25 protein-coding genes and 3 pseudogenes are annotated in these 26,359 nt (G+C 37.0%); 25 read left to right on the top strand and 3 right to left on the bottom strand.

Annotation, left to right across the window (positions count from 1 at the left end):
* Positions 1-85: 85 nt before the first annotated feature.
* Positions 86-727: a YigZ family protein gene (locus tag FA707_RS05995; RefSeq protein WP_136953378.1), complete on the bottom strand. Its 642-nt coding sequence runs from the start codon at positions 725-727 to the stop codon at positions 86-88.
* Positions 728-878: 151 nt separating this feature from the next.
* Here FA707_RS05995 and FA707_RS05990 point away from each other — a divergent pair, with 151 nt between their 5' ends.
* Complete coding sequence (locus tag FA707_RS05990) at positions 879-1,406, top strand: hypothetical protein (protein WP_136953377.1); 528 nt, start codon at positions 879-881, stop codon at positions 1,404-1,406.
* A 44-nt stretch (positions 1,407-1,450) separates the two neighbouring features.
* Here FA707_RS05990 and FA707_RS05985 read toward each other — a convergent pair whose 3' ends face one another.
* Positions 1,451-2,365, bottom strand: coding sequence for an alpha/beta hydrolase (locus FA707_RS05985; RefSeq protein WP_136953376.1), 915 nt, complete (start codon positions 2,363-2,365; stop codon positions 1,451-1,453).
* 116 nt (positions 2,366-2,481) lie between these two features.
* Here FA707_RS05985 and FA707_RS05980 point away from each other — a divergent pair, with 116 nt between their 5' ends.
* From FA707_RS05980 to ccpA, 23 genes and pseudogenes are all read left to right on the top strand, one after another.
* Positions 2,482-3,828, top strand: a complete 1,347-nt coding sequence (locus tag FA707_RS05980) for an ATP-dependent helicase ComFA (protein WP_136953375.1) — start codon at positions 2,482-2,484, stop codon at positions 3,826-3,828.
* The gene (locus FA707_RS05975; protein ID WP_136953374.1) at positions 3,809-4,495 is read left to right on the top strand and encodes a ComF family protein; all 687 of its coding nucleotides are present in this window, start codon (positions 3,809-3,811) and stop codon (positions 4,493-4,495) included. The genes FA707_RS05980 and FA707_RS05975 overlap by 20 nt, the downstream gene beginning before the upstream one ends.
* A 121-nt stretch (positions 4,496-4,616) precedes the next feature.
* A complete protein-coding gene (gene hpf, locus FA707_RS05970; RefSeq protein ID WP_136953373.1) occupies positions 4,617-5,177 on the top strand; it encodes a ribosome hibernation-promoting factor, HPF/YfiA family in 561 nt (186 codons plus the stop codon).
* A 156-nt stretch (positions 5,178-5,333) separates the two neighbouring features.
* Positions 5,334-5,876 (top strand): 5-formyltetrahydrofolate cyclo-ligase, encoded by a 543-nt coding sequence (locus FA707_RS05965; RefSeq protein WP_136953372.1) that lies wholly within the window; start codon positions 5,334-5,336, stop codon positions 5,874-5,876.
* 16 nt (positions 5,877-5,892) lie between these two features.
* Positions 5,893-6,648 carry a formate/nitrite transporter family protein gene (locus tag FA707_RS05960; RefSeq protein ID WP_136953371.1) on the top strand — a complete coding sequence of 252 codons (756 nt, stop codon included), beginning with the start codon at positions 5,893-5,895 and terminating at the stop codon, positions 6,646-6,648.
* 21 nt (positions 6,649-6,669) lie between these two features.
* The gene (locus tag FA707_RS05955; protein WP_136953370.1) at positions 6,670-7,512 is read left to right on the top strand and encodes a bifunctional 5,10-methylenetetrahydrofolate dehydrogenase/5,10-methenyltetrahydrofolate cyclohydrolase; all 843 of its coding nucleotides are present in this window, start codon (positions 6,670-6,672) and stop codon (positions 7,510-7,512) included.
* Between the two features lie 211 nt (positions 7,513-7,723).
* Positions 7,724-8,197 (top strand): ribosome maturation factor RimP, encoded by a 474-nt coding sequence (rimP, locus tag FA707_RS05950; protein WP_136953369.1) that lies wholly within the window; start codon positions 7,724-7,726, stop codon positions 8,195-8,197.
* Between the two features lie 24 nt (positions 8,198-8,221).
* Positions 8,222-9,259 (top strand): annotated as a pseudogene (gene nusA, locus FA707_RS05945) (transcription termination factor NusA); the annotation flags it as partial.
* 132 nt (positions 9,260-9,391) lie between these two features.
* A complete protein-coding gene (rnpM, locus tag FA707_RS05940; protein ID WP_136953367.1) occupies positions 9,392-9,685 on the top strand; it encodes an RNase P modulator RnpM in 294 nt (97 codons plus the stop codon).
* Positions 9,682-9,987: a YlxQ-related RNA-binding protein gene (locus FA707_RS05935; RefSeq protein WP_136953366.1), complete on the top strand. Its 306-nt coding sequence runs from the start codon at positions 9,682-9,684 to the stop codon at positions 9,985-9,987. The genes rnpM and FA707_RS05935 overlap by 4 nt, the downstream gene beginning before the upstream one ends.
* 12 nt (positions 9,988-9,999) lie before the next feature.
* Positions 10,000-10,108, top strand: a pseudogene (locus tag FA707_RS10610) (translation initiation factor IF-2 N-terminal domain-containing protein); the annotation flags it as partial.
* 299 nt (positions 10,109-10,407) lie between these two features.
* Positions 10,408-12,321 (top strand): annotated as a pseudogene (gene infB / locus FA707_RS05930) (translation initiation factor IF-2); the annotation flags it as partial.
* A gap of 32 nt (positions 12,322-12,353) precedes the next feature.
* A complete protein-coding gene (gene rbfA / locus FA707_RS05925) occupies positions 12,354-12,707 on the top strand; it encodes a 30S ribosome-binding factor RbfA (RefSeq protein ID WP_136953364.1) in 354 nt (117 codons plus the stop codon).
* Positions 12,708-12,760: 53 nt separating this feature from the next.
* Positions 12,761-13,942, top strand: a complete 1,182-nt coding sequence (locus FA707_RS05920) for an MFS transporter (protein WP_136953363.1) — start codon at positions 12,761-12,763, stop codon at positions 13,940-13,942.
* Between the two features lie 123 nt (positions 13,943-14,065).
* Positions 14,066-14,989, top strand: a complete 924-nt coding sequence (gene truB / locus FA707_RS05915; RefSeq protein ID WP_136953362.1) for a tRNA pseudouridine(55) synthase TruB — start codon at positions 14,066-14,068, stop codon at positions 14,987-14,989.
* A gap of 14 nt (positions 14,990-15,003) precedes the next feature.
* Positions 15,004-15,957, top strand: coding sequence for a riboflavin biosynthesis protein RibF (ribF, locus tag FA707_RS05910; RefSeq protein WP_136953361.1), 954 nt, complete (start codon positions 15,004-15,006; stop codon positions 15,955-15,957).
* Positions 15,954-17,090 carry a radical SAM family heme chaperone HemW gene (gene hemW, locus FA707_RS05905; RefSeq protein ID WP_136953360.1) on the top strand — a complete coding sequence of 379 codons (1,137 nt, stop codon included), beginning with the start codon at positions 15,954-15,956 and terminating at the stop codon, positions 17,088-17,090. The genes ribF and hemW overlap by 4 nt, the downstream gene beginning before the upstream one ends.
* Positions 17,091-17,331: 241 nt before the next feature.
* Positions 17,332-18,366, top strand: a complete 1,035-nt coding sequence (gene hrcA, locus FA707_RS05900; protein WP_136953359.1) for a heat-inducible transcriptional repressor HrcA — start codon at positions 17,332-17,334, stop codon at positions 18,364-18,366.
* Between the two features lie 29 nt (positions 18,367-18,395).
* Positions 18,396-18,944, top strand: coding sequence for a nucleotide exchange factor GrpE (gene grpE / locus FA707_RS05895; RefSeq protein ID WP_136954196.1), 549 nt, complete (start codon positions 18,396-18,398; stop codon positions 18,942-18,944).
* A gap of 35 nt (positions 18,945-18,979) precedes the next feature.
* Positions 18,980-20,806, top strand: coding sequence for a molecular chaperone DnaK (dnaK, locus tag FA707_RS05890; protein WP_136953358.1), 1,827 nt, complete (start codon positions 18,980-18,982; stop codon positions 20,804-20,806).
* Positions 20,807-20,943: 137 nt separating this feature from the next.
* Positions 20,944-22,098: a molecular chaperone DnaJ gene (dnaJ, locus tag FA707_RS05885; protein ID WP_136953357.1), complete on the top strand. Its 1,155-nt coding sequence runs from the start codon at positions 20,944-20,946 to the stop codon at positions 22,096-22,098.
* A 101-nt stretch (positions 22,099-22,199) separates the two neighbouring features.
* Positions 22,200-23,231, top strand: a complete 1,032-nt coding sequence (locus FA707_RS05880) for a metal ABC transporter substrate-binding protein (RefSeq protein ID WP_136953356.1) — start codon at positions 22,200-22,202, stop codon at positions 23,229-23,231.
* A gap of 250 nt (positions 23,232-23,481) precedes the next feature.
* On the top strand, positions 23,482-24,486 hold the full coding sequence (gene ccpA, locus FA707_RS05875) for a catabolite control protein A (protein WP_136953355.1): 1,005 nt from the start codon (positions 23,482-23,484) through the stop codon (positions 24,484-24,486).
* 87 nt (positions 24,487-24,573) lie between these two features.
* On the opposite strand, the gene FA707_RS05870 is transcribed toward ccpA, so the two are convergent.
* Complete coding sequence (locus FA707_RS05870; RefSeq protein ID WP_136953354.1) at positions 24,574-25,644, bottom strand: endonuclease/exonuclease/phosphatase family protein; 1,071 nt, start codon at positions 25,642-25,644, stop codon at positions 24,574-24,576.
* Between the two features lie 100 nt (positions 25,645-25,744).
* On the opposite strand from FA707_RS05870, the gene FA707_RS05865 reads away from it, so the two are divergent.
* On the top strand, positions 25,745-26,326 hold the full coding sequence (locus tag FA707_RS05865) for an NUDIX hydrolase (RefSeq protein ID WP_246032302.1): 582 nt from the start codon (positions 25,745-25,747) through the stop codon (positions 26,324-26,326).
* Positions 26,327-26,359 lie beyond the last annotated feature (33 nt).

The raw sequence follows: 26,359 nt of genomic DNA, 5'->3' as shown, positions 1-26,359 counted from the left end.
AAGCTGTTACGTTTAAGCTTAGGAACTAATTGAATATAAAGACAAAAAAGGAAAGCGCCTAAATATAGTGCTTTCCTTTTTAATATTACTCACAATTAATGGGTTGTTCAAAATATTTTGTTTCACCTAGTGTCAATGTTAGTTGTCCGTTTAAAAGGTTGATCAACGCCTCTTGAAATGCCTCAACTAGCGTTTCATCAATCATCACGTTCACCGTCACTTTGTCAGTGAATATCGTCTCCGCAATAGTATAATCATTTTGAGTTAAAAAATACTCTAAAGAATTGTGCTGTGGGTAATCTATCGTGATGGCGACTTCTTGTTGTAAGGTGCCTTTAACAAGGCCAATGGCTTTAATTGATTCCGAAACAGCACTGCTATATGCTCTAATCAAACCACCGGCTCCAAGTTTAGTCCCACCAAAATAACGTGTAACAATCGCTAATGTATTAATAATTTCTTGCTTTTTTAACACTTCAAGCATTGGAACACCAGCTGTTCCGCTAGGTTCGCCATCATCGCTACTACGTTGGATATCTTGTTTATTACCAAGAACATAGGCGCTACAATTATGGTTAGCTTTCCAATGTTCTTTTTTTGTTTGTTGGATAATATTACGCGCTTGTTCCTCTGATTCAATTCGTACCAGTTTCGTAATAAAGCGTGATTTTTTTATTTCAATTTCATGGATACCATTTTCTTTAATTGTTATATACTCATTAGTCAACAGGCATTCCTCACTTTCATTTATAAGTATAAAGTTTTTTCGATTGATTGCAAATATGAAAAAGTGTGAATTTTTTGTGAAAACTGTTGAAAAAAAAGAGGAATAGGAGTAACATACCATGTGAAATAGAAAACATAAAGAGGTGCAAGGGATGAATGTTAAAGAGAAACAAGTGTTTGACGGCCAATATATCAAGGTAGATGACAACAAGAAAATAGATGTAACTAATGTGAAAAAAATAACTATAAAGTTGTTGCCGTATTTGGTTTTTCATGTAACCAAGATTAATGGTGATGAAAGAGAACGTACGTTGATGAAAATTGTGATGCCGTTTACAGGCGAACAACAACCTGACCAAACAGCCATTGTTTCTGGTGAAACACGCCCAACGCGTTCTGTTCATTATATTGATAGCGATTCGAAGATGGTGAAACGAAAATTAGACTTATTAAATCCCCATAAAGTTGAGTTAACAGGGCATCGTCATTTATTAATCGAAACAAATGACGGGGAGCAATTTGACGTTGGATTCGATGGGAATTGTATGAATTTAATCGAAGGCATTGAACAATTACAAATTGGCGATCATTTTGAAGCACCAGTCGAATATTTCGATCGTGCATCCGAAATACTCAATATTGCGAAAAAACAAAACATTAAAATTATGTCACATATTTAAAATAAAACACGTCTAATACTTAAACGACTAGAGTCGTAAGAGTATTAGACGTGTTTTTCTATCCAACCAAGTAAGTCATTCATAATTAAATCATTGTCGTCCTCATTTAAAATTTCATGACGTAATTCTTGGTAGAGATGAAGTGTTAATTTGCTGTGGACAGATTGGCGCAAGTCAGCGATAACTTTTCGGGGGCCTTTCCCAAATTCGCCAACAGGATCCTTTTCACCACTAATGACTAAAATCGGTAAACCTTCCCGTATACTATTCGCCCAACCTTTTTCATTGGCTTGTTTTGTTAATTGAAACAACGTATAAAAGCCGTTATTGGTAAACGTAAAGCCACAAAGTTTATCTTGTTCATATTTTTGCACATTCTGTTGGTTTTTTGATAACCAATTAAATTTGGAGTCTTCAGAGAATGATTTGTTAAAACTACCAAATGCCACTTTATCTAGTTTAGGGTTGATTTTTTTAGGAGAAAATCGATTCAATTGTTTAGCTAACGATAATCCCAAATTCAAATCAACACGTCCAGCACTTGTTCCCATAAGAATACTGGCATCTACAGCGTTGCTATATTTTTTTAAATAATTACGAGCGATGAGCGAGCCCATGCTGTGGCCGAGTAGTACTAATTTAGTATTAGGGAATTTTTTTCTGATAATCGTTGTTAATCGGTAAGTATCTTCAATGAGTACACCTGTCCCATTGCTTTTATCAAAATAGCCGTAGTCGCTGAGTTCGGTGACGGATTGTCCATGCCCAAGATGATCATGACCGATAACTCCCCAGCCGTTTTTGGTTAAGAAATCAGCAAATTTAGTGTAACGTTCGATATGTTCAGCCATCCCATGAACGATTTGGACGATGCCTTTTGGTTGATAGTCAGGTAACCAAATAATCGCATGGATTTTTTTTTGTTGACGTGATGATGAAAAGTAGAATTCTTTTTTCATATAATTTGCACCTCAAAATGTTAGTAACACTACCATTATAGTTCATTATCAGCTCGTTTACAATTTTTGATATGGAAAAAGAAGAGGGTTGCGTATTTTAATAATAGGTGATAAATATGTTGAAACGATTAGTAGGACGTAAACTATTGATGAAAGAATTGGAAGAAAAAGAACAACTAGCTGTACAACATGATGAACAGGTCACGATATTACCAACAATAGTTATGGAAAATGGTCGAGTACGCTGTTTTCGTTGTGGTCACTCTTTGAAAAAATATGCACAACAAGAACTATTAGTAGGGAGACTTCGCTACTACTGTCGTTTTTGTTTGCGAATGGGGAAAATTGATGAGGATAGCGTGCTTTATCATCAACCGAACGAACGTACGACTTTACGTGAAGTGGCATGTGTTTGGCAAGGACAATTGACTATTTTTCAGCAACGATTAGCCCAACATTTAGTGATTAATTATAAGAAACAACAAGATAGCTTGGTTCATGCGGTGACAGGGGCTGGCAAGACTGAAATGCTTTATCCGTTAATAATTGAAGTAGTGAATCAAGGGGGAACAATATGTTTAGCTGCCCCCAGAACAGATGTCTGTATTGAGTTATATAAGCGAATTGAGCCGTTGTTTACTTGTGCCATTTGCTTAATTCATGGGAATAGCGAGAAACCGTTTGATATGCCACCGATAGTCATTTGCACCACGCATCAATTATTACGCTATTATCAAGCGTTTGATTGCATTGTATTAGATGAGGTGGATGCTTTCCCGTTTCAGGGCAACCCATCGTTGTCTTACGCGGTGGAGCAGGCCCTAAAGATTGACGGCCAAAAAGTGTTGCTAACTGCTACACCAAGTCAAGAACAGCTTCAGCAAGTCAAACAGAATAAGTTGTTGAAAGAAGAATTATTTTTACGCTATCATGGTCGTCCGTTACCAGTGCCTAAATTAGTCTATTGTTCATGTAATCTTAACAGTCGCCAAAAAATTCCTAAAACATTGCATCGATTACTATTGACGCAATTAAGCGGTGCACGCCGGACATTAATTTTTGTGCCGACGATTGAAATAGGTAAGCAGTTGATGGTTCGACTAAGGCATGCTTTTCCAAGTGTCAAGATTGCCAACGTATCGTCGATTGATGAAGAACGTCATCGAAAAGTTGAGGAGATGCGACAGGAAACAGTTGATTGGCTCATAACAACGACGATATTAGAACGTGGGGTTACGTTTGCTAATATTGATGTGATTGTTTTTGGAGCCCATCATCGTATTTATAAGACGTCTTCTTTGGTTCAAATTGCCGGTCGCGTGGGGCGTAAAAGTGAATTTCCAAATGGTGTTGTTTATTTTTTACATGAAGGACAATCCAGAGCGATGAAACAATGTCGTAAGCAAATTATTAAAATGAATCAAATAGGAGTTGCGTTACAAGATGAATTGTCTAAATTGTGATCGAATCATTCAAGAAAATATTACATTAAGAGAGTTATTTAGTTGGCAGTCGTTAACACCTGAAATCTTGTGTAAAGAATGTCGGCGTATGTTCATTTCTCAAAAAATTGATAAGAACAAAGGGTGTAAAATTTGTCATGCTTTTGGTGAAGAGTCGATTTGTGATGAGTGTTTAGAATGGAGAAACATATACGGTTGTGACTATCAGCATCATAGTTGTTTTTATTATAATAAATTTTTTTCGGAGTGGTTAGAACGATTCAAGCGCCAAGGCGATTATGTTTTAGGGCAGATATTTGCTAAAGAAATCGCTCGAGCTGTCATTGATATTCATCCTGATTTAGTTGTTCCAATGCCAAGCGCTACCGCTCACTTGGCTGAACGTGGGTTTAATCAAGTTGCAGTGATGCTTGAATTTGCTGGTGTGTCATACATTGAGCCGTTAGTTATGACTGAAAGTAGTGGTTCACAATCTAAAAAAACACGAGAAGAAAGGTTACGAGCGATAATAAACTTTGAATTAAAAGAAGATTATCGTTCAGTATTAACTCAACGATCAATATTGCTTGTAGATGACGTCTATACCACTGGTACGACTCTTCATCGTGCGGCCCATGCGTTGGCTCCATATGTAAAAAAAATCGAAACTTTTAGCTTATGTCGCTAAAAAATGAGGAAGTTTGTTTGTATTTCTACCAATCATTAGTTATAATAAAGTTAAGGAAAAAGATAGCGTTTTATTTATCTTTTTCTTCTAACTAGATGTTTGATGAAAGGGGCAATGTGTTATGCTAAAGTTTAATGTCAGAGGAGAAAATATCGAGGTTACAGAGGCTATTAGAAATTATGTTGAAAAACGTGTTTCAAAATTAGAAAAATATTTCGATAAAGACCAAAATATTGAAGCAACAGCACACGTGAATTTAAAAGTGTATGCTGATAAAGATGCGAAAGTGGAAGTAACCATTCCATTGCCATACCTAGTATTAAGGGCAGAAGAAACATCACACGATTTGTATGCAAGTATTGACTTGGTGGTTGATAAATTAGAAAGACAAATCAGAAAATTTAAAACTAAAATTCATCGTAAACAACGTGAGGTATCAGAGAAAGACTTAGCTGCAACGTTCTTTATTGATACAAAAGACGTGGAAGAACATGATGAAAATGAAATCGAAATCGTTCGTACAAAACGCTTATCATTGAAACCGATGGATAGTGAAGAGGCTATTTTACAAATGAATATGTTAGGTCATAATTTCTTTATCTTCGAGGATGCAGAAACAAATGGTACAAGCATTGTTTATGTACGTAAAGATGGTAAATATGGCTTAATTGAAACAGACTAATTATTGATAATATTTTAAGAGGGATAAGCTTTAGTGCTTATTCTTCTTTTTTGTTTGAAATTTAAAATAAAGATACAGTTTGTGAATGTTTTATATTATAATGTCAGTGGCCTAATATTTTTTGTTATGTTTGATGAATGTAAATAAAAGGAGTTCATGATGGGAAGCAAAACTAATTTAAGAAACGAACAATTAGCTAAACGAAAACAGTTGTCAGCATCATACCGTGAGCAAGCGGAGCGAGTGATGTTAGAAAAACTTGTCTTGTTACCAGAATACCAAACAGCTGAGATGATTTTTTGTTACATTGGTATGGAAGATGAGTTGAATACGTGGCATTTTATCGAACGCTTTTGGCAGGATGGGAAACAGGTCTGTGTTCCACGTGTTATTAGCCGAGATCAAATGGAAATTCGTGAACTACATAAGGGAACAATTTTAGAACGTAGTGCGTTTGGTGTGTTAGAACCAACGACGACAAGTCCTTTAGTGTCAAGTGAGCAGATTCACTTAGTCTTGGTTCCTTGTGTGACAGCTAATCTAGCCGGTGATCGGTTGGGTTATGGTGGTGGTTTTTATGATCGTTTCTTAAAAAATAGTCAAGCGTATACCGTGCTTTGTCTTTGGCAAAAGATGATTTATTCGGCAATCCCTGTTGAAGAACATGATATGAAAGTAGATAAGGTAATAACAGAGTAGAGGGGTTAAGTCAGAAATGCATACAGCAGATGAAGTAGTAGAACTAGCGATTAAAAGTGGTGTAAAAAAAGCACATACATCACATCGCAATAAATTAATTTTAGGATTTTTAGCGGGAGCTTTCGTAGCGTTGGGCTATGTTGCTTATATTAAAGCGGTAGCAGGTTTGCCTCATGAATATCATTCGATAGTGGGAGGAATGGTGTTCCCAATCGGACTTATTTGTATTTTATTTGGAGCAGGTGAATTAATCACGAGTAACATGATGACACTATCGATTGCATGGTTTGACAAGAAAGTTTCGACACGTGAAATGTTAGTCAATTGGGCGATTGTAACGTTTGCTAACTTATTAGGAGCGCTTTTTGTTGCGTATTTCTTCGGTCATATTTTACAATTAACAGAAGGTTCATATTTAGAAACAACGCGTGAAATAGCACATACTAAAGTTGATATGCCATTTGTAAAAGCATTTGTTTCAGGTATAGGTTGTAACTGGATGGTTGGTATGGCTGTTTGGATTTGTTACGGTGCGAAAGATGCCGCAGGAAAATTGTTAGGTGTGTGGTTCCCAATTATGATTTTCGTGTTAATTGGTTTCCAGCATAATGTAGCGAATATGTTCGTTATTCCAGCAGCTATCTTCAACGGTGCGGATATTACTTGGTTCCAAATGTTACAAAACTTTGTACCAGTTTATTTAGGAAACTTAGTAGGGGGATCTGTTCTAGTTTCTGCTATTTTCTATACAACGTTAAAAAAGAAAAAGTAACAGGAAATTTGAGGTGACGTAATGGCGACAATTGTAAAAGGGAAAGACATTGTTCAAGCGAAGCGAAAAGAATTAACGGCGCACGTGGCTCAATTAGCGCAGAAACCTAATTTGACGATTATTCGTGTAGGAGAAGATGCTGGTCAGCTTTATTATGAACAAGCGTGTCATCGTATTTTAGGCAATATGGGGTTTGAGGTAGCGAGCGTTTCTTTACCAATTGATACTGATCAAGCGACGTTCAATCAAGCGTTCGACCAAGTGAATAACGATCATGGCGTTCACGGCATCTTGCTGTTGAAACCATTACCATCCCATTTATCAGATGACTATGCGAGTCAAACGATTCGTGCTGAAAAAGATGTGGACTGTTTTGGTGAGAAGAATATGGTGAAAATTTATCAAGGTGATTTTTCAAGTTATTTACCTTGTACAGCACAAGCATGTTTAGATATTATTGATGCGTTAGAGTTGGATCTAAAAGGGATGCGTACTGTTGTTGCAGGTTATAGTTTGGTTGTGGGAAAACCGTTAGCTTTAGCATTAATGGACCGTGGAGCGACGGTTAAAATCTGTCGTAGTACGACCAAAGATTTGGCTCGCGAATGTCGTGACCAGGAATTGGTTATCTCTGCAATGGGCCAAGCACAAATGATTCAGGCGGATTTTGTTAATGAACAAGCCGTTGTCATTGATGTGGGCATTAATGAAGCAGCAGACGGTAAAATTGTAGGCGATGTAGCATTTGACGCAGTGCAATCAAAAGTCAAAGCCATTACACCTGTTCCTGGTGGCGTTGGAACAGTTACTAATTTTGTATTAGCGCAGCATGTGTTGAGGGCTTATCAACTATTAAATAAATAACAATTAGCTAAATATATAGAACGAAAGATTTTTTTAGTCTTTCGTTCTTTTTTGTTATTCCATGAAAAAGCTTGAAGTTGCTACATCTTTCTTGAAAATTTCATTTTTTTGTGTTAGACTACTGATAGATTGATATTGAAGGGAGAGTGAGCGTGACCAACGCTCACTCTTTTTGATGAAATACGGATTTCCGAAAAGGAGGCGAAATTGATTGAGTAGTGTAGTGGAAACAGTTACTGAAGTGGTAACACCAATTCTAGATCAATTGAATTTTGAACTTGTAGACATTGAATTTGTAAAAGAAGGTAAAAATTGGTTCTTGCGAGTGTATATCGATAAGCCAAATGGAATTGATATCGAAGAGTGTGCCATTGTAAGTGAGCAACTAAGCGAGAAAATGGATAGTTTAAATCCTGATCCAATTCCTCAAGCGTATTTCTTAGAGGTGTCTTCACCTGGTGTGGAAAGACCGTTGAAAAAAGAAGAAGATTACCAAAATGCGTTAAATGAATACATCAATATTTCTTTATACTCACCTGTTGAAGGCGAGAAATCATTTGATGGCTTCTTAATTGAGTTAAACGAATCAGAGTTAACATTACGAGTGAAAATTAAAACACGTGAGAAAGAAATAACTTTCTCAAGAAAAAATATCGCCAAAGCAAGAATGGCAATTCAATTTTAAAAACAAACGGAGGCAATTTTAGTCATGGGTAAAGAAATGTTAAACGCTTTAGAAGTGTTAGAAGTAGAAAAAGGCATTTCAAAAGAAATCGTAGTTGAAGCATTAGAGGCAGCATTAGTTTCAGCTTATAAACGTCATTATGGACAAGCACAAAACGTAGAAGTGGAATTCGACGGCAAAAAAGGAAATATCCATGTATTTGCTGTTAAAGAAGTAACAGATTTCGTAATGGATTCACAATTAGAAGTATCACTTGATGATGCTATTAAAATTAATCCTGCATATGAAGTAGGGGACACAATTCGTTTTGAAGTAACACCAAAAGATTTTGGTCGTATTGCAGCACAAACTGCTAAACAAGTTATTTTACAACGAGTTCGTGAAGCAGAACGTACGATTATTTATGAAGAATTTTCAGCTTATGAAAATGAAATCATGCAAGGAATTGTTGAACGACAAGATAACCGTTACATTTACGTTAACTTAGGAAAAATCGAGGCTGTTTTATCTCGCCAAGATCAAATCCCTAACGAAATGTATCAACCACATGATCGTATCAAAGTATATGTTTCAAAAGTTGAAAACACATCAAAAGGACCTCAAGTATTCGTAAGCCGTAGTCATCCAGACTTATTAAAACGTTTATTTGAACAAGAGATTCCTGAAGTTTACGACGGTGTTGTAGAAATCGTAAGCATAGCACGTGAAGCCGGTGATCGTTCAAAAGTAGCGGTTCGTTCAGAAGACGCTAACGTTGATCCAGTTGGAACATGTGTAGGACCTCGTGGACAACGTGTACAAGCAATCGTTAACGAATTAAAAGGCGAAAACATGGATATCGTAGAATGGAATGAAGACCCAGCAGTCTTTATCGCCAATGCTTTAAATCCAGCGCAAGTTTTAGACGTGAAATTCTCAGATGCTGATTCTCGTACATGTACGGTTGTCGTACCAGATCATCAATTATCATTAGCTATTGGTAAACGTGGACAAAATGCACGTTTAGCAGCTAAATTAACGAACCACAAAATCGATATTAAACCTGAATCAGACATGACTGAAGAAACAGTTGTTGAAGAAGAAATTATTGTACCAGAAGAAGTTGTAGTAGATGTAACAACTGAGCCAGTATTAGATGAAGTGGCAGTTGAAGAAGAAACTTCAGAAGAAATTTAAATCACGGAGGTAAAATAGATGAAACAGCGTAAAGTTCCTTTAAGAAAATGCGTCGTCTCAGGTGAGATGAAGGATAAAAAAAGCATGATTAGAATCGTTCGCTCAAAAGAAGGCGAAGTGAGTATCGATCCTTCTGGCAAAATGCCTGGACGTGGTGCTTACGTCTCTATTGAACCTGAAGTAGCAAAAAAAGCTCAAAAAAATGATACGCTATCTAAAATTTTGGACGTAAAAATTTCTGATGAATTTTATCAAGAATTAATAGATTATGTCACTCACCAAAAAGCGAGACAGGAATTGTTTGGAAAATGAATAACAAAGAAAAAATCTTAAATTTATTAGGAATCGCGCAACGTGCAGGTAAAATTGTTTCTGGAGAAGAATTAGTTTTAAATGACGTGCGTTCCAATAAAATGAAAATAGTATTTGTTGCAACTGATGCAAGTGATAATACTAAGAAAAAACTCACTGATAAGTGTTCTTATTATGAAGTCCCTTGTATTCTGGCATTTTCACAAGGAGAATTAAGTCATGCTATTGGAAAACATCGTATGATTTGTGGTGTGACAGATGCAGGGTTCGCTAAGAAGCTTAAGGAGTTAATCCAAAGTTAGGAAGGTGATTGCATGGGTAAAAAAAGAGTTTATGAAATAGCTAAAGAAATCAATCAGTCAAGTAAGGCGGTCGTTGAAAAAGCGCAGTCGTTAGGGATTGATGTGAAAAATCACATGACAACCGTTGAAGCGGTGGATGTGGAGAAGATTAACAAAGCGTTTCAATCAAAACCAGCGCAGTCCAAACAAATTCCGAAACAACCAGCGAAGGCTCAAGCCTCAACTAATCAAACAAAAGATGTGAAAAAAGGAAAACCAGCAACACATCAAGCGAATAATAAGCAACAAAGCGGCAAAGGAAACTCACAGCAAGCTAACAATCGTCCAAAACCATCTGGTCAAGGACAACAGCAACAAAGTCAAGCTAACAATGCTGGAGCACGCCCTAAGAAACAAAATGATGGAAAGAAAGAGCAATCAAACCGAATGAATAATAACAATAATAATGGCAACAAGCGTCCTGGTAACTATAACAACCAGGGAAATAAATTTAACAAACGTGGTAAGAAGGGCAAGAATAACCGCCAACAAACTTCTAACAAGCCACCAGTACCACAACGTAAATTCAGAGAATTACCAGAAGTGTTAGTTTACACTGAAGGCATGAACGTTGCGGATATTTCTAAAAAAATCTATCGTGAACCAGCAGAAATTATCAAAAAGTTATTTATGATGGGTGTAATGGTTAACCAAAATAAAGCTTTAGATAAAGAAACAATTGAATTGTTAGCTGCTGACTACGGTATCGAAGCAGAAGAAAAAGTAACCGTTGACGTGGCAGATATCGACAAATTCTTTGAAGAAGATGCAGTTAATGAAGAAAACTTAGTATCTCGCCCACCAGTTGTAACAATCATGGGGCACGTTGACCATGGTAAAACAACGCTTTTAGATACTCTACGTCACACGAAAGTATCATTAGGCGAAGCTGGTGGTATCACACAGCATATTGGAGCTTACCAAATTGATGTTGATGGCAAAACGATCACATTCTTAGATACACCAGGACATGCGGCCTTCACAAGCATGCGTGCGCGTGGTGCAAGTATTACAGATATTACTATCTTAGTCGTTGCAGCCGATGACGGTGTGATGCCTCAAACGATCGAAGCGATTAACCATGCGAAAGCGGCTGATGTGCCAATTATCGTAGCAGTTAACAAAATTGATAAACCAGCAGCTAACCCAGATCGCGTGATGCAAGAATTAAGCGAACATGGTTTAATTCCTGAAGCATGGGGTGGCGAAACAATTTTCGTACCTATTTCAGCGAAATTTGGCGATAATATCGATGAATTATTAGAAATGGTCTTATTAGTTTCTGAAGTTCAAGAGTTAAAAGCTGACCCAACACAACGTGCTATTGGTACAGTTATCGAAGCGCGTTTAGATAAAGGTAAAGGACCTATCGCAACGTTATTAGTTCAACAAGGAACTTTACGTGTGGGTGATCCAATCGTAGTGGGTAACACATTCGGACGCGTCCGCGTGATGGCAAATGATATCGGTCGACGTGTGAAAGAAGCAGGCCCAGCTACTCCGGTCGAAATTACTGGTTTAAATGATGTTCCTCAAGCAGGCGATCATTTTGTAAACTTTGAAGATGAAAAAACAGCTCGTCAAGCAGGTGAAGAACGTGCGAAACGTGCATTATTAGCACAACGTAACGCTAACAGCGTGGTAACATTAGATAACTTATTTGAAAGCCTAAAAGAAGGGCAATTAAAAGATGTTAACGTGATTATCAAAGCTGACGTACAAGGTTCAGCTGAAGCGTTAGTAGCTAGCTTGAACAAAATTGATGTTGAAGGCGTACGTGTCCGTATCGTCCATTCAGCTGTAGGGGCAATTAACGAAAGTGATATTACTCTAGCAGCGGCAAGTGGTGCGATTATTGTCGGATTTAACGTTCGTGCAACACCATTAGCTAAAATGCAAGCGGAGCAAGAGCAAGTGGATATTCGTTTACACAGCATCATCTACCGCGTTATCGAAGAAATCGAAACAGCGATGAAAGGGATGCTTGATCCTGAATTTGAAGAAAAAATTACAGGTCAAATGGTCGTTCGTGAAACTTATAAAGTATCTAAAGTTGGAACGATTGCTGGTTGTTACGTTCTTGAAGGATCTATCCAACGTGATAGCGGCGTACGCGTTATCCGTGATGGCATTGTTATTTTTGAAGGCGAGTTAGCAAGTCTAAAACGTTTCAAAGATGATGCTAAAGAAGTTAAAATGGGATTTGAATGTGGTGCTATGGTTGAAAACTACAATGACCTACGTGTTGATGATGTCATTGAAGGTTTCGTTATGGAAGAAATTAAACGCGTTTAATAACTATTATATATTGAAAGGAGCCAACGAATATGGCTAATTATCGTTCTCGCCGTGTGGCACAAGAAGTACAAAAAGAAATTAACGATATTTTGCATAAAAAAGTTCGTGATCCTCGAGTTGCGGGTGCAACAATTACCGAAGTATCGGTGACTGGTGATTTACAACAAGCAACCATTTATTACAGCACTTTGACAGATGATCCTAAAGATTGGGAAGACGTCCAAAAAGGTTTTGATAAAGCAAGTGGTTTAATGCGTAAAGAACTAGGGAGCAGATTAAACATCTATAAAACGCCCGAGTTATTCTTTAAACGTGATGAATCTGTCGCTTACGGAAATCGAATTGATGAATTAATTCGAAACATGAATCGTCAGGATTACTAAGAATTAGAGGGCTGTGAGACTTCACAGCCCTTTTTATATTAAGGGGGACTTGTATGGTTAAAAAGAATTCAATGTTATACTTGGTTGTCTTCAACCTATTTTTAGTCTTTTTAGGGGTCGGACTTGTGATACCTGCCTTACCACAGCTAAAAATAGAAATGGGCTTCTCAGGGACTGTTATGGGGATTTTAGTTTCAATTTTTGCGTTCGCGCAATTAGTAGTATCGCCAATTTCAGGTTACATGTCAGATAGATTTGGACGTAAAAAATTAATCGTCTTTGGTATGCTGTTATTTGCAATTTCGGAAGTTATTTTTGGCTTCGCGCAAACTTTACCATGGTTTTATTTTTCACGTTTATTAGGAGGCGCTTCAGCGGCCTTCATTATGCCGTCGGTTACAGCGTTTGTGACGGATTTAACAACGATTGAAGAACGTCCAAAAGCGATGGGATTAGTTTCTGCTGCTATTAGTGGTGGTTTTATCATTGGTCCTGGTGTTGGTGGGGCGTTAACTCATTTTGGTTTACGTGTACCGTTTTTTGCCGCAGCGTTAGTGGCTTTTATTGGTTTTATCGTTTCAGCACTTATTTTGAAAGAACCAGAAAAACATCAAGAGGTGTCTCACAAAGCAGTTGAAAAGTTAGACGCAAAAACGGAAGCTTTTAATTTGCTGAAAAATCCTATTTTCAGTATGTTATTTGTTATCATTTTTATCTCTTCATTTGGTTTACAAGCTTTTGAAGCGATATACAGTGTGATGGCCACTGAAAACTTTGGTTTTACAGTTGGACAAATTTCAGTCGTTATTACGATTGGAGGTATTTTTGCCTTAATCTTCCAACTGTTTATCTTTGAAAAATTAGTTGATATTATGGGTGAGTTACGCTTAATTCAATTAACATTCTTTTCAAGTGCATTGTTTATTGCGTTTATAGCATTTACGAATAGACCGTGGGTAGTAGTGGCTTCAACGTTCGTGGTATTCTTGTCATTTGACTTGTTTAGACCAGCTGTAACAACCTATTTATCTAAACATGCTGGCAATAATCAAGGGATGATTAATGGATTGAATTCAACGTTTACAAGTGTGGGTAATATTGTGGGTCCAATTGTAGCAGGAGCATTATTTGATATGCATCACCGCTCGCCTTACTTTGTATCAGCGCTTATTTTGTTAATTACCGGAATTATTTCCTTAAAACTAAACAGTAAGAAATACCAAGCAGAAGGTTAACCTTCTGCTTTTTTTTATAAAGTTTAAATGATTGAAGCGTTGAATTTCAAAGCATTTTGCCCACTTATAAGGTGTAATATGTTATAATAACTGGGTTATTAGACTAAGTGAGGAGTAATTATCGTGGACGGTATTATTGCATTATGGAAAGAACGTGGCATGACCAGTCATGATTGCGTATTTAAACTAAGAAAAATTTTAAAAATGAAAAAAATCGGTCACGGTGGCACCTTGGATCCTGATGTAGACGGTGTTTTACCGATTTGTATTGGTAAAGGAACCAAAGTGATTGAATATTTACAAGATAATCATAAGATATATGAAGGTGAGATTACGTTAGGTTTCTCAACAACAACTGAAGATGCTTCAGGTGAAGTCGTTGAGCAAGTTTCGTTAACTGAACCTTTGACAACGGAAGCTATTGATGATGCGATGAGTCAAATGGTGGGAACGATTACGCAAATACCACCGATGTATTCAGCGGTTAAAGTTAACGGTAAACGTTTATATGAATATGCACGTGAGGGGTTAGAAGTAGAACGCCCTATTAGAAAAGCGGAAATCTTTTCATTTGAGCGAACAAGTGAACCCGTTTTTAATGAAGTATCTGGAACGCAAACATGGCGCTTTAAAGTGGTTTGTGGTAAAGGGACATATGTTCGGACGTTATCGGTTGATACAGGGACTGTTTTGGGGCTACCTGCTCATATGTCCGACTTGACGCGTACAGCTAGTGGTGGCTTGAGTAAAGAAAATGCATTAACGCTAGAGCAGATCAGTGCTTTAGTTGAACAAGAAGATTTTAGTTTTGTTCAACCAATTGAGCGAGCTTTTGACGCATCATTTACTTGCATTGAATTAAACGATGAACAATATCAATTGGTGAAAAACGGGGTCTTTTTAGCACGTCATCTAGTCAATCAATCGACTAAAGAAGAGGAACCGTTACCTGTTTTTTATCAAGGACAAGTCGTCGGGGTTTATCAAGTTCATCCAACCAAAAAAAATATGTTAAAACCAACAAAAATTATTAGAAATGATCAGTAAGAGGTAGAAAAGTTATGGAATTAATTGAAATACATCATCCTTATGACCCTAGCGCAATCCCAAGTGGTGACGTTGTAATGACACTAGGTTTCTTTGATGGCGTACATCGCGGTCATCAAGCTGTCATTAAACGTGCCAAAGAAGAGGCGATTAAACGCGGATTGAAATTGGCAGTAATGACATTTAATCAACATCCGTCAATCGTTTTTCAAAAAATTGATCCTAAGGCAGTGAGATATTTAACGACGGTTGAACAAAAAGCGGAAATCATGGCAGCTTTAGGAGTAGATTATTTATACGTTGTTGAATTTACCTCTGCGTTTGCGGGGCTTTCACCAGAAGCGTTCGTTGATGAGTACATCGTTGGTTTGAATGCCAAAGTTGCGGTTGCAGGTTTTGATTATACATATGGCAAGAAGGAAATTGCCGCGATGGAGCATTTACCAGGTTATGCACAAGGTCGATTTGATGTCATAACTGTTGATAAATTATCAGAAAACAATTTAAAAATTAGTTCATCGCGTATTCGTGTTTATCTTGATGAAGGCGAGATGGAATTGGTAAATGAAATGTTAGCCTATGATTATGTCACAGGTGGTATTGTCGTTCATGGAGATGCTCGAGGTCGTACTTTAGGTTTTCCGACTGCAAACGTAAAAACATCTAGCGCTGTACATTTGCCGAAAGATGGTGTTTATGTGGTGGAGATTAAAGTAGCTGACAAATGGTATCAAGGGATGGCTCAAATTGGTCATAATATTACTTTTAAAGCAAATCGTGATCGAACAGTTGAAGTGTATATTTTAGATTTTAGTCAGGATATATATGGAGAACAAGTTGAAGTGAGATGGCTACATTATTTACGTGGCGAGATAAAATTTGACGGAATTGAAGGTCTTGTTGCACAATTAAATGAAGACAAACAAAATACGGGGCTTTATTTTAAAGAAAGAGGGTCTTTAGCATGACGTCAGCTTATATTCATATTCCATTTTGTGAGCACATTTGTTATTATTGCGATTTTAATAAAGTAATGTTAGAAGGGCAACCGGTTGATGAATACGTTCAGTCTTTATTAAAAGAAATTAAAATGACGCTTGAACAGTTTCCAACAGATAATACTGAAACGATTTATATTGGTGGTGGGACGCCAACGTCTTTAACAGCCGAGCAGTTAGATGTGTTACTAGCAGGCATTAGAGAGTTAATGCCTTTTAAAGATGGAAATGAATTTACAGTTGAAGCGAACCCTGGTGACTTAACCTTAGAAAAGCTAAATGTCATGTCTTCTTACGGCGTTAATCGTTTATCGATGGGTGTGCAGTCATTTGATGATAAATTACTAAAAAAAATTGGTCGTAAACATAGCGCTCAAGACGTCTATGATACGATGAAGGTCATTGATAAAGCAGGGTTTGGTAATAATGTTAGTATTGATTTAATCTATGCATTACCAGGTCAAACCATGGCTAGTTTCGAAGACACATTGAAGCAAGCACTTGCTTTAGATTTACCACATTATTCGTTATATTCATTAATCCTAGAAAATCAGACGATTTTTTATAACTGGGCACGTCAAGGTCGACTTGATTTACCACCTGAAGATGTCGAAGGCAACATGTTTGAACGTGCTGCTGAAGAAATGGAAAAACATGGTAAAAAACAATATGAAATTAGTAATTTTTCAGCTCCAGGTAAACAAAGTCAACATAATTTAGTCTACTGGAATAATGAGCATTATTATGGTTTAGGTGCGGGGGCAAGTGGTTACTTGAATCAAACGCGTTATAAAAACCAGGGCCCGATTCAACATTATTTGAAACCTTTAAGAGAAGATCGATTGCCAATCCGTGAAACAGAAGAGTTAACAACTAAAAATGTGATGGAAGAGCAAATGTTCTTAGGTCTACGTAAATTGAAAGGTGTTTCGATTACAGAGTTCAATCGTAAGTTTGGACGTGACTTTTATGATGTTTACGGCAAGATTTTACCTCAGCTTGAGGCGCAAGACTTGATTCAACTCAAAGACGATCATATCGCTTTAACCAAACATGGTTTAATTTTAGGTAATGAAGTATTTGAGAAGTTTTTAATTGATTAGATTAAACGAAATGTTAATTAAATATCGAAAAAGTGTGTATTGCTAAGCTAGGCGATACACATTTTTTTGATTAAAATTATTATAATTCCTTGATTTGTAAGGGATTTTGTTGTTTTTAGCACTCTTTTGTAACGAGTGCTAAAAAATGGTGTTTTTCCATTGACAACCCCTATGTTTACTGATATACTAAGTATTGTGATTAGCACTTATGAGTTCCGAGTGCTAAAGAGAGGTGAATAGAATGTTATCACAACGACAATTAGATATTTTGCGATTAGTCATTCAGTTAAATACTGAAACGGGAGAACCAATCGGATCGAAGACATTGATGAACGCGGGTATTAAAGCCAGCTCAGCAACGATTCGGAATGATTTGGTAGTTCTTGAAAATCAAGGGTTGATAGAGAAGCCTCATACATCAGCTGGTCGTGTACCTTCATTGAAGGGGTATCGGTTCTATGTGGATCATCTATTACAACCATCACAAATGAAGCAAGAAGATATTACTAGAATTCGTCAATCGTTTGATCAGGAATACACGGCATTAAATGATATTATGGCGCATTCAGCGGATTTTTTATCTCAATTGACCAACTATACGGCGATATCGTTAGGACCTGAAATGACTAGCCGTCGTTTGACAGGTTTTAGGGTTATCCCACTAAACAAGCAACAATTAGTGGCCATTATCATTACAGATAAAGGGAACGTTGAAAGTCGAGTATTTAAAATGCCAGAACATCTTGCTTATAGCGATATTGAAACTATTGTTTCTATCGCCAATGAAAAATTAGTCGGTGAACAATTAGTCACGGTATACAACAAACTAAGAACGGAAATCCCTATGATTTTACAAAAATATTTTGTCACAACAAGAGGAGTGATGGATGTTTTTGATACAATTTTAGCAAGTACGTTTAAAGACAAAGTGTATATTAGTGGTCAAATGAATCTTTTGGATAACCAAATGATTTCAGACGTTCATCAAATTAAATCATTTTATTCATTAATGGATAATCAAGAGTTGTTGTCAAACATGATTTCAGCGCCGAATGAAGGTATTGAATTTCGAATTGGCTCAGAAAATGATAATGAACTCTTATCTAATATGAGCATGATTACGGCTTCCTATGAAATTAGTGAATACGGTAACGGTACGATTGCCATTATCGGGCCTACAAACATGGCCTATTCAGAAATTTTTACATTAATGGATACTTACAGAAAAGAATTAGCGAATTATTTAAGCGACTACTATCGCTTATTGGATTCATAAAAGAAAGGGTGAGGCAGTTGTCAGAAGAAATGAAGGAAGAAATGCTTCAAGAAGAACAAGCTACAACTGAAACAACTCAAGAAGCGACTGAAGAAACAGGAGCCGAAGTTGAAGAAGTAATCGAAGTGTCTAAGGAAGAAGAACTTGAAGTAAAGGTCAACGAATTAGAAGACCAATTACTACGCGTTCAAGCAGAAATGATTAATATGCGAAATCGTAATCAAAAAGAACGTGAATTAGCTGCACGCTACCGTTCACAAGATTTAGCAAAAGAATTATTACCTGCTATCGACAACTTAGAACGTGCGCTTGAAACGGAAGTAACAGATGAAAATGGTGAAAACCTTAAAAAAGGAGTTGAAATGGTAAGAGATAGCTTACTAAATGCACTTAATGCATCAGGCGTAGAAGTCATTTCAGCACTTGGAGAAACCTTTGATCCAAACTTACATCAAGCCGTTCAAACAATGCCTGTTTCAGAAGGGCAAGCACCTGATGAAGTGATTCATGAACTTCAAAAAGGATACAAATTGCATGATCGTGTGTTACGTCCAACAATGGTTATCGTAGCACAGTAATAATAAATTAGAAAAATTAAGGGAGACGATTTAATATGAGTAAAATTATCGGTATTGACTTAGGAACTACTAACTCTGCGGTAGCTGTATTAGAAGGCGGAGAAGCTAAAATTATTCCAAATCCAGAAGGTAACCGTACAACACCATCTGTAGTATCTTTCAAAGATGGTGAAATTCAAGTAGGTGAAGTAGCGAAACGTCAAGCAGTTACTAACCCTAACACAATCGCTTCAATCAAACGTCATATGGGTGAAGCTGGTTACAAAGTAGACATCGATGGTAAATCTTACACACCTCAAGAAATTTCAGCGATGACTTTACAATACTTAAAAGGTTTTGCTGAAGAATACCTAGGCGAAAAAGTAACAAAAGCAGTTATCACTGTTCCAGCATACTTCAACGACTCACAACGTCAAGCAACTAAAGACGCTGGTAAAATCGCTGGTTTAGAAGTAGAACGTATCGTTAACGAACCAACTGCAGCTGCATTAGCTTACGGTTTAGATAAAACAGATAAAGAAGAAAAAGTTTTAGTATTTGACCTTGGTGGTGGTACGTTTGACGTGTCTATCCTTGAATTAGGAGATGGCGTATTCGATGTATTGTCAACAGCGGGTGACAATAACTTAGGTGGGGATGACTTTGATAACAAAATCATGAACTACTTAGTAGAAGAATTCAAAAAAGAAAACGGTATTGATTTATCTCAAGATAAAATGGCTGTACAACGTTTGAAAGATGCTGCTGAAAAAGCTAAAAAAGACTTATCAGGTGTGACAAGCACTCAAATTAGCTTACCATTCATCACTGCTGGAGCTGCAGGTCCATTACATATGGAAATGACCTTAACTCGTGCGAAATTTGATGAGTTAACAGCTGACTTAGTAGAACGTACTAAATTACCTGTACGTCAAGCCTTAAAAGACGCTGGTTTATCAGCTTCTGAAATTGACGAAGTAATCTTAGTTGGTGGTTCAACACGTATTCCTGCAGTTGTTGAGGCTGTCCAAAAAGAAACAAACAAAACACCTAACAAATCAGTTAACCCGGATGAAGTAGTCGCAATGGGTGCTGCAATTCAAGGTGGGGTTATTGCTGGTGATGTGAAAGACGTTGTATTATTAGATGTTACACCATTATCATTAGGTATCGAAACAATGGGTGCGGTCTTCACTAAATTAATCGACCGTAACACAACAATCCCAACAAGCAAATCTCAAGTATTCTCTACAGCAGCAGACAACCAACCAGCCGTAGATATTCACGTGTTACAAGGTGAACGTCCAATGGCAGCGGACAACAAAACATTAGGACGCTTCCAATTAACAGATATTCCACCAGCTCCACGTGGTGTTCCTCAAATCGAAGTAACATTTGACATCGACAAAGACGGTATCGTAAATGTTAGTGCGAAAGACTTAGGAACTCAAAAAGAACAAAAAATCACAATCAAATCTTCTTCAGGCTTATCAGATGAAGAAATTGAAAAAATGGTGAAAGATGCTGAAGCAAACGCTGAAGCAGATAAAGCACGTAAAGAAGAAGCTGACTTACGTAACGATGTGGATGCTTTATTATTCTCAGTTGATAAAACATTAGCTGATTTAGAAGGTAAAGTGGATGAAGCTGAAGTGAAACAAGCTGAAGCAGCACGTGACGAATTAAAAGCAGCCGTTGAAGCGAACGATTTAGAAGCTATGAAAACTAAACGTGATGCATTAAATGAAATCGTGCAAAACTTAACAGTTAAATTATATGAACAAGCAGCAGCGGCTCAACAAGCAGCTGAAGGTGCTGGCGAAGCACAAGGATCAGCAGATGATATCGTTGATGGTGACTTCGAAGAAGTAAACAAAGACTAATCAAATTGAAAAGCCAGCAACCTTAGGGTAGTTGGCTTTTCTAATGTCATATTATTAATAATCGGACGGTTTGCCAATTATTAATAATATGATATGATAAGAAAGCATTGAAACTAGAGAAGTGTGGAGGTAAACCCATGGCAAAAAGAGATTATTATGAAGTGCTAGGGGTATCGAAAGATGCTTCAGACGATGAGATTAAAAAAGCCTATCGAAAATTATCAAAAAAATATCATCCAGATATTAATAAAGAAGCAGATGCTGACGAAAAGTTTAAAGAGGTAGCGGAAGCTTATGAAGTCCTAAGCGATGCGCAAAAACGTGCTGCTTACGATCAATATGGTCATGCGTCAACTGATCCTAACTTTGGTGCAGGTGGCGGCTTTGGTGGTGGATTTGAAGGTTTTGGAGGAGGCGGTTTTGGCGGCTTCGAGGATATTTTTGAATCATTCTTTGGAGGCGGTGGACGCTCAAGTAATCCAAATGCACCTCGTCAAGGTTCTGACTTACAATATAGTGTGAATTTAACGTTTGAAGAAGCGATTTTTGGTACTGAAAAAGATATTAGTTATAAACGCGAAGAATCATGTAAAACTTGTTCTGGTAGCGGGGCTAAACCTGGTACTCATCCGGAAACGTGTGCGCGTTGTCATGGACAAGGAACTATTAACGTTGAACGTCAAACACCACTTGGTCGTGTGATGAGCCGTCAAGTGTGTCCAGACTGTCAAGGAAAAGGTCAAACAATTAAAGATAAATGTACGGACTGTCACGGTACTGGTAAAGTTAATGAAACTCACAAGGTAAAAGTTAATGTACCAGCTGGTGTAGAAGATGGACAACAAATGCGTCTAAGTGGCCAAGGAGAAGCAGGGATTAACGGTGGACCTTATGGTGATTTATATGTTGTTTTCCGTGTTGAAGAAAGCCCAATTTTTGAACGTGAAGGGGCAGATATCTTCTATGAACTACCAGTGAATTTTGTTCAAGTTGCATTAGGAACTGAAATAGAAGTGCCAACTGTTCATGGAGACGTTAAATTGAAAATTCCTGCAGGTACACAAACAGGTACGACTTTCCGCTTAAGAGGCAAAGGAGCACCTAGATTGCGTGGAACTGGTAATGGAGACCAACATGTCATCGTGAAGTTAGTAACGCCTAAGAACTTAAATGACGCTCAAAAACGAGCATTAAAAGACTTTGCTGAAGCAAGTGGCGATGAAGTGGTTAGCCCTCAAGAAGAAGGCTTCTTTGATAAAGTAAAAGATGCATTTAATGGTCGTAAGAAGTAATAATAGAAAAAAGTATCCGTTTTGGATACTTTTTTTGTTGCGGAATAAATTTGCTCGTGTATAATGTAAATAGTAATGATTACGATTTGTAGGAGGAAGGTATGAAAAAACTATTTAAAGCACTGATAACTATGTCTGTTCTGATGACGTTAGGCGCGTGTGCGAAAACAGAAAAAAGTAACGAAGCAAATGATGGGATTAAAGTAGTCACAACGTTTTATCCTGTTTATGATTTTACTACAAAAATTGTTGGGGACAATGGCGAAGTTAGTATGTTGGTTACTGGTGAAGTTGAGCCTCACGATTATGAACCGAGTGCCAAAGACATTGCTAAAATTCAATCAGCTGATGTGTTTGTGTATAGTTCAAATGAAATGGAAACCTGGGTATCTTCAGTCCTAGCTAATATCGATACCAAGAAGACCAAAGTAATTGAAGCTTCTGCAGGGATTGAGCTCTTAGCGAATGAAGAAGGTGATGAACATGACCATGAAGCAGATGAACATGACCATGAAGCAGATGAACATGATGAACACGATGGGCATGATCATGAAGCAGAAACACCTGAGCATGACGAAGAGGAAGCCGAAGATCATGCGGGTCACAATCATGAGTTAGATCCTCACGTATGGTTAAGTCCTCTATTGGCTGAACAACAAGCTAAAAACATTTTATCAGGTATTACTGAAATAGATGCACCAAATAAGACTAACTATGAGAAAAATTATAACCAATTTGTTGAAAAATTAACCAATCTAGATGGTGAATTTAAAGAGGCGTTCAAGGATGCTCAAAACAAAACATTCGTCACACAACATGCAGCTTTTGGTTACTTAGCTAATGAATACGGCTTACATCAAGTCTCCATTTCAGGTTTAACACCTGATGTTGAGCCTAGTCCAAAACAATTAGCAGCTTTGCAGGATTTTGTTAAAGAGGAACAGGTCAAATATATTTACATTGAACAATCAGGCTCAAGTAAATATGCCGATACAATTGCCAAAGCAACAGGTGCCGAAATTTTAACGTTATCGACATTAGAAACAGTCTCAACTAAAGATGTTAAGGCCGGCGAAGATTATTTTTCTATCATGGAAAACAACTTAGAGGCTTTGAAAAAATCGATTAAGTAAAAAAAGCGCCTGAAAAGGTGCTTTTTTCTTTCAAAACGGTTTACAAATCGTTGATTTATTCATATAATGAAAAAAGTTGAAAATTTACAAAAGTATATATAAACCTTTGTGCTATATGAATCGAGTGAAGTGGCGTATGAAAATCATTTGAGAAACACGTCATTAAAACGCTTGCATAAAGTGCTTACATTTGCTATTCTAATGATGACTACTAAAAAATGAATTTCTAGATAAAATAATGGAGGAAATTATGGAAAAACAAACTATTACAATTTATGATGTTGCACGCGAAGCGAATGTTTCAATGGCAACTGTATCACGTGTCGTTAATGGTAACCCAAATGTTAAACCGGTTACGCGTAAGAAAGTGCTAGAGGTTATTGACCGTCTAGATTACCGTCCAAACGCTGTTGCTCGTGGTCTAGCAAGTAAAAAAACTACAACAGTTGGTGTAATCATTCCCGATATTAGTAATGCTTATTTCTCAGCATTAGCGCGTGGTATCGATGATGTTGCGACAATGTACAAATACAACATCATTTTAGCAAGTTCTGATGGCCAAACGGAAAAAGAAGTCAACGTGTTGAACACGTTATTATCAAAACAAGTAGATGGTATCGTCTTTATGGGTTACCACATTACGGATGAATTAAGAGCGGAATTTTCACGTTCTAAAACACCAGTTGTATTAGCAGGAGCTATAGACCCTGACCAACAAGTAGGATCGGTAAACATTGACTATGCTAAAGCTTGTAAAGAAGCAACTGAATTGTTAGCTAAAAACGGTAACAAAGAAATTGCCTTAGTAACAGGATCGTTATTAGATCCAATTAATGGTAAACAACGTTTGAATGGTTATAAAGAAGCGTTAAAAGAAGCTAACTTGCCTTATAAAGAAGGATTGGTTTTTGAAACGGTTTATGACCATAAAATTGTAGAAGATTTGGCTGAAAGAATTATCAATAGTGGGGCAACATCAGCGATTGTAACGCAAGATGTTTTAGCTTTAGGGATTTTAAATGCTATTCAAGACCGCGGTATTAAAGTGCCCGAAGAATTCGAAATAGTAACGTCTAATAACACGTTCTTAACAGAAGTGGCTCGTCCGAAAATTACAACAACTAGCCAACCTTTATATGATATCGGTGCAGTGTCAATGCGTTTGTTGACTAAGTTAATGAACAAAGAAGAAGTTGAAGAAAAACAAATCATCTTGCCACACGGATTCAAGATAAAAGATTCAACGAAAAAATAATCATAAAAAGACTGGAACTCAAGAGCTCCAGTCTTTTTATTGTTTTACAATCAATGAGTTACAACGATAATCCTTAGATAGCGTTGTTTATTTGCTAATATTAAAAGTTAAAGTAATCGGTTGATGATCTGAATATTTGAAGTCAATGTTGTGGACAGAAAGATCTTCCACTACTATATCATCAGAGACGATAAAACCATCAACGATTGAGACGAAGGATTTTCCCGGTTCGTAAGGTTCACCATTAGAGCGAACTGATGGGACTTTGTCAGACGCTAAGTTTCCTTTAGGGATAGAAAAATGTTCTGGTAGCAGATCTTCGGGGAATGGATGTGTCCAGGTTCTAACCAATCTATCGGTATTAAACACTTCAGGACTGTTCCCTAACATGTCGTGATTAAAATCACCTGCCACAATCACGCTGTTACCGTCCTTGTAGGCCTGAGTCATAAAAGAACTCAGGCGTTTGATTTGGTTCTCTAAGATATTTTTATCTTTAGTGAAAGCTGAAAGATGGACGTTTATAAATGTTAATGGATGTCCATCTAGCGTTGTTTCTGATACTGTAAAAGCCCGGTCTAAATCAAAAAATTTATTAATGTCGGTTTCAATTGGTAAGGTATAGCGCGTGCTTTTTTCAATAGGGTATTTACTTAAAGACAGTAATCCTGAAGTTGCTGCTCCAATTGGTTGCGTTATCGGATAAAATAGATAACTTGAATCATAATTTTGTCCAAAAACATAGTGATATTGGTTGAGATTAGTCGCTAAATAATCAACCTCCTGGACATTCTTCGAACGATGACCCTTAGTATCGACTTCTTGTAGCATAATGATATCCGAATCTAAAGCTTTCAGATTGGAAATAATACCATCGAGATTGTTTAACACAGTTTGTTTGTCGTAGGCGCGGGAATACTTACCTCCGTCTATAAAAAACGAATAATCATCGGGATAGGCTGCATAACCAATATTAAAACTCGTGACTTGATAGTGGTTTTTTGACTCAGGTGTTGCTAATTTAGTCTGATTGACAACCTCAAGTGCTAAGTTGTCTGGTAAACGTTTATAGTCTAGAAATAGATAACTAATATAGCAAATAGCGATTAATAGGATGAAACTAATTACTATTAAAAGTCCTTTGAATAGTTTTTTCATATAAATTACCTCCTAATAAATTATAATAGTTAATGTCCAATGAGGCAATGATAGCAACTTAGTTGTGATATAATAAACCTATGTTTGAGGAGGGGGATATGTGGATCTAAAAGCAAACTTAAGTCGTTACGTAGCAGTTAATCAACAAGAAGCAGCTGATAAGAAATTGATGTTAGATTTGATGGAAACACAAGAACACTTATTTACTAGAATTAATAAGTGTGCGCACTTTACAGCGTCTGCGTGGGTTGTGAATCAAGGTCGGGACAAAGTCTTAATGGCATATCATAATCTATATGATTCATGGGCGTGGTTAGGTGGTCATGCGGATGGTAATAAAAATTTACTAGAAGTGGCTATTAAAGAAGTCCAAGAAGAGAGTGGGTTGAAAAACGTTAAAGCCGTTACGAATGAAATTTTTTCTATTGAAGTTTTAACGGTTGATGGTCATGAAAAAAAGGGGCTATATGAACCTTCACATCTTCACTTAAATGTCACTTACTTATTAGAGGCTGATGAGAATGAACCCCTTATTAATAAACCAGACGAAAATAGTGAAGTAGCGTGGTTCAAGTTAGATGATGCAGTGGCAGCATCTAATGAAGAGTGGTTTAGAAAGCGTATTTACCCAAAATTAAATGCTAAGTTGAAACAATATCTTGACGGTTCACTAGCTAAATAAAATAAAGCAGGAAAAGTTTGACTTGGAAGTCAT

It is taken from the genome of Vagococcus zengguangii, assembly GCF_005145005.1.
Taxonomy (GTDB): domain Bacteria; phylum Bacillota; class Bacilli; order Lactobacillales; family Vagococcaceae; genus Vagococcus_A; species Vagococcus_A zengguangii.
This window is presented reverse-complemented; position numbering and strand designations above follow the sequence as displayed.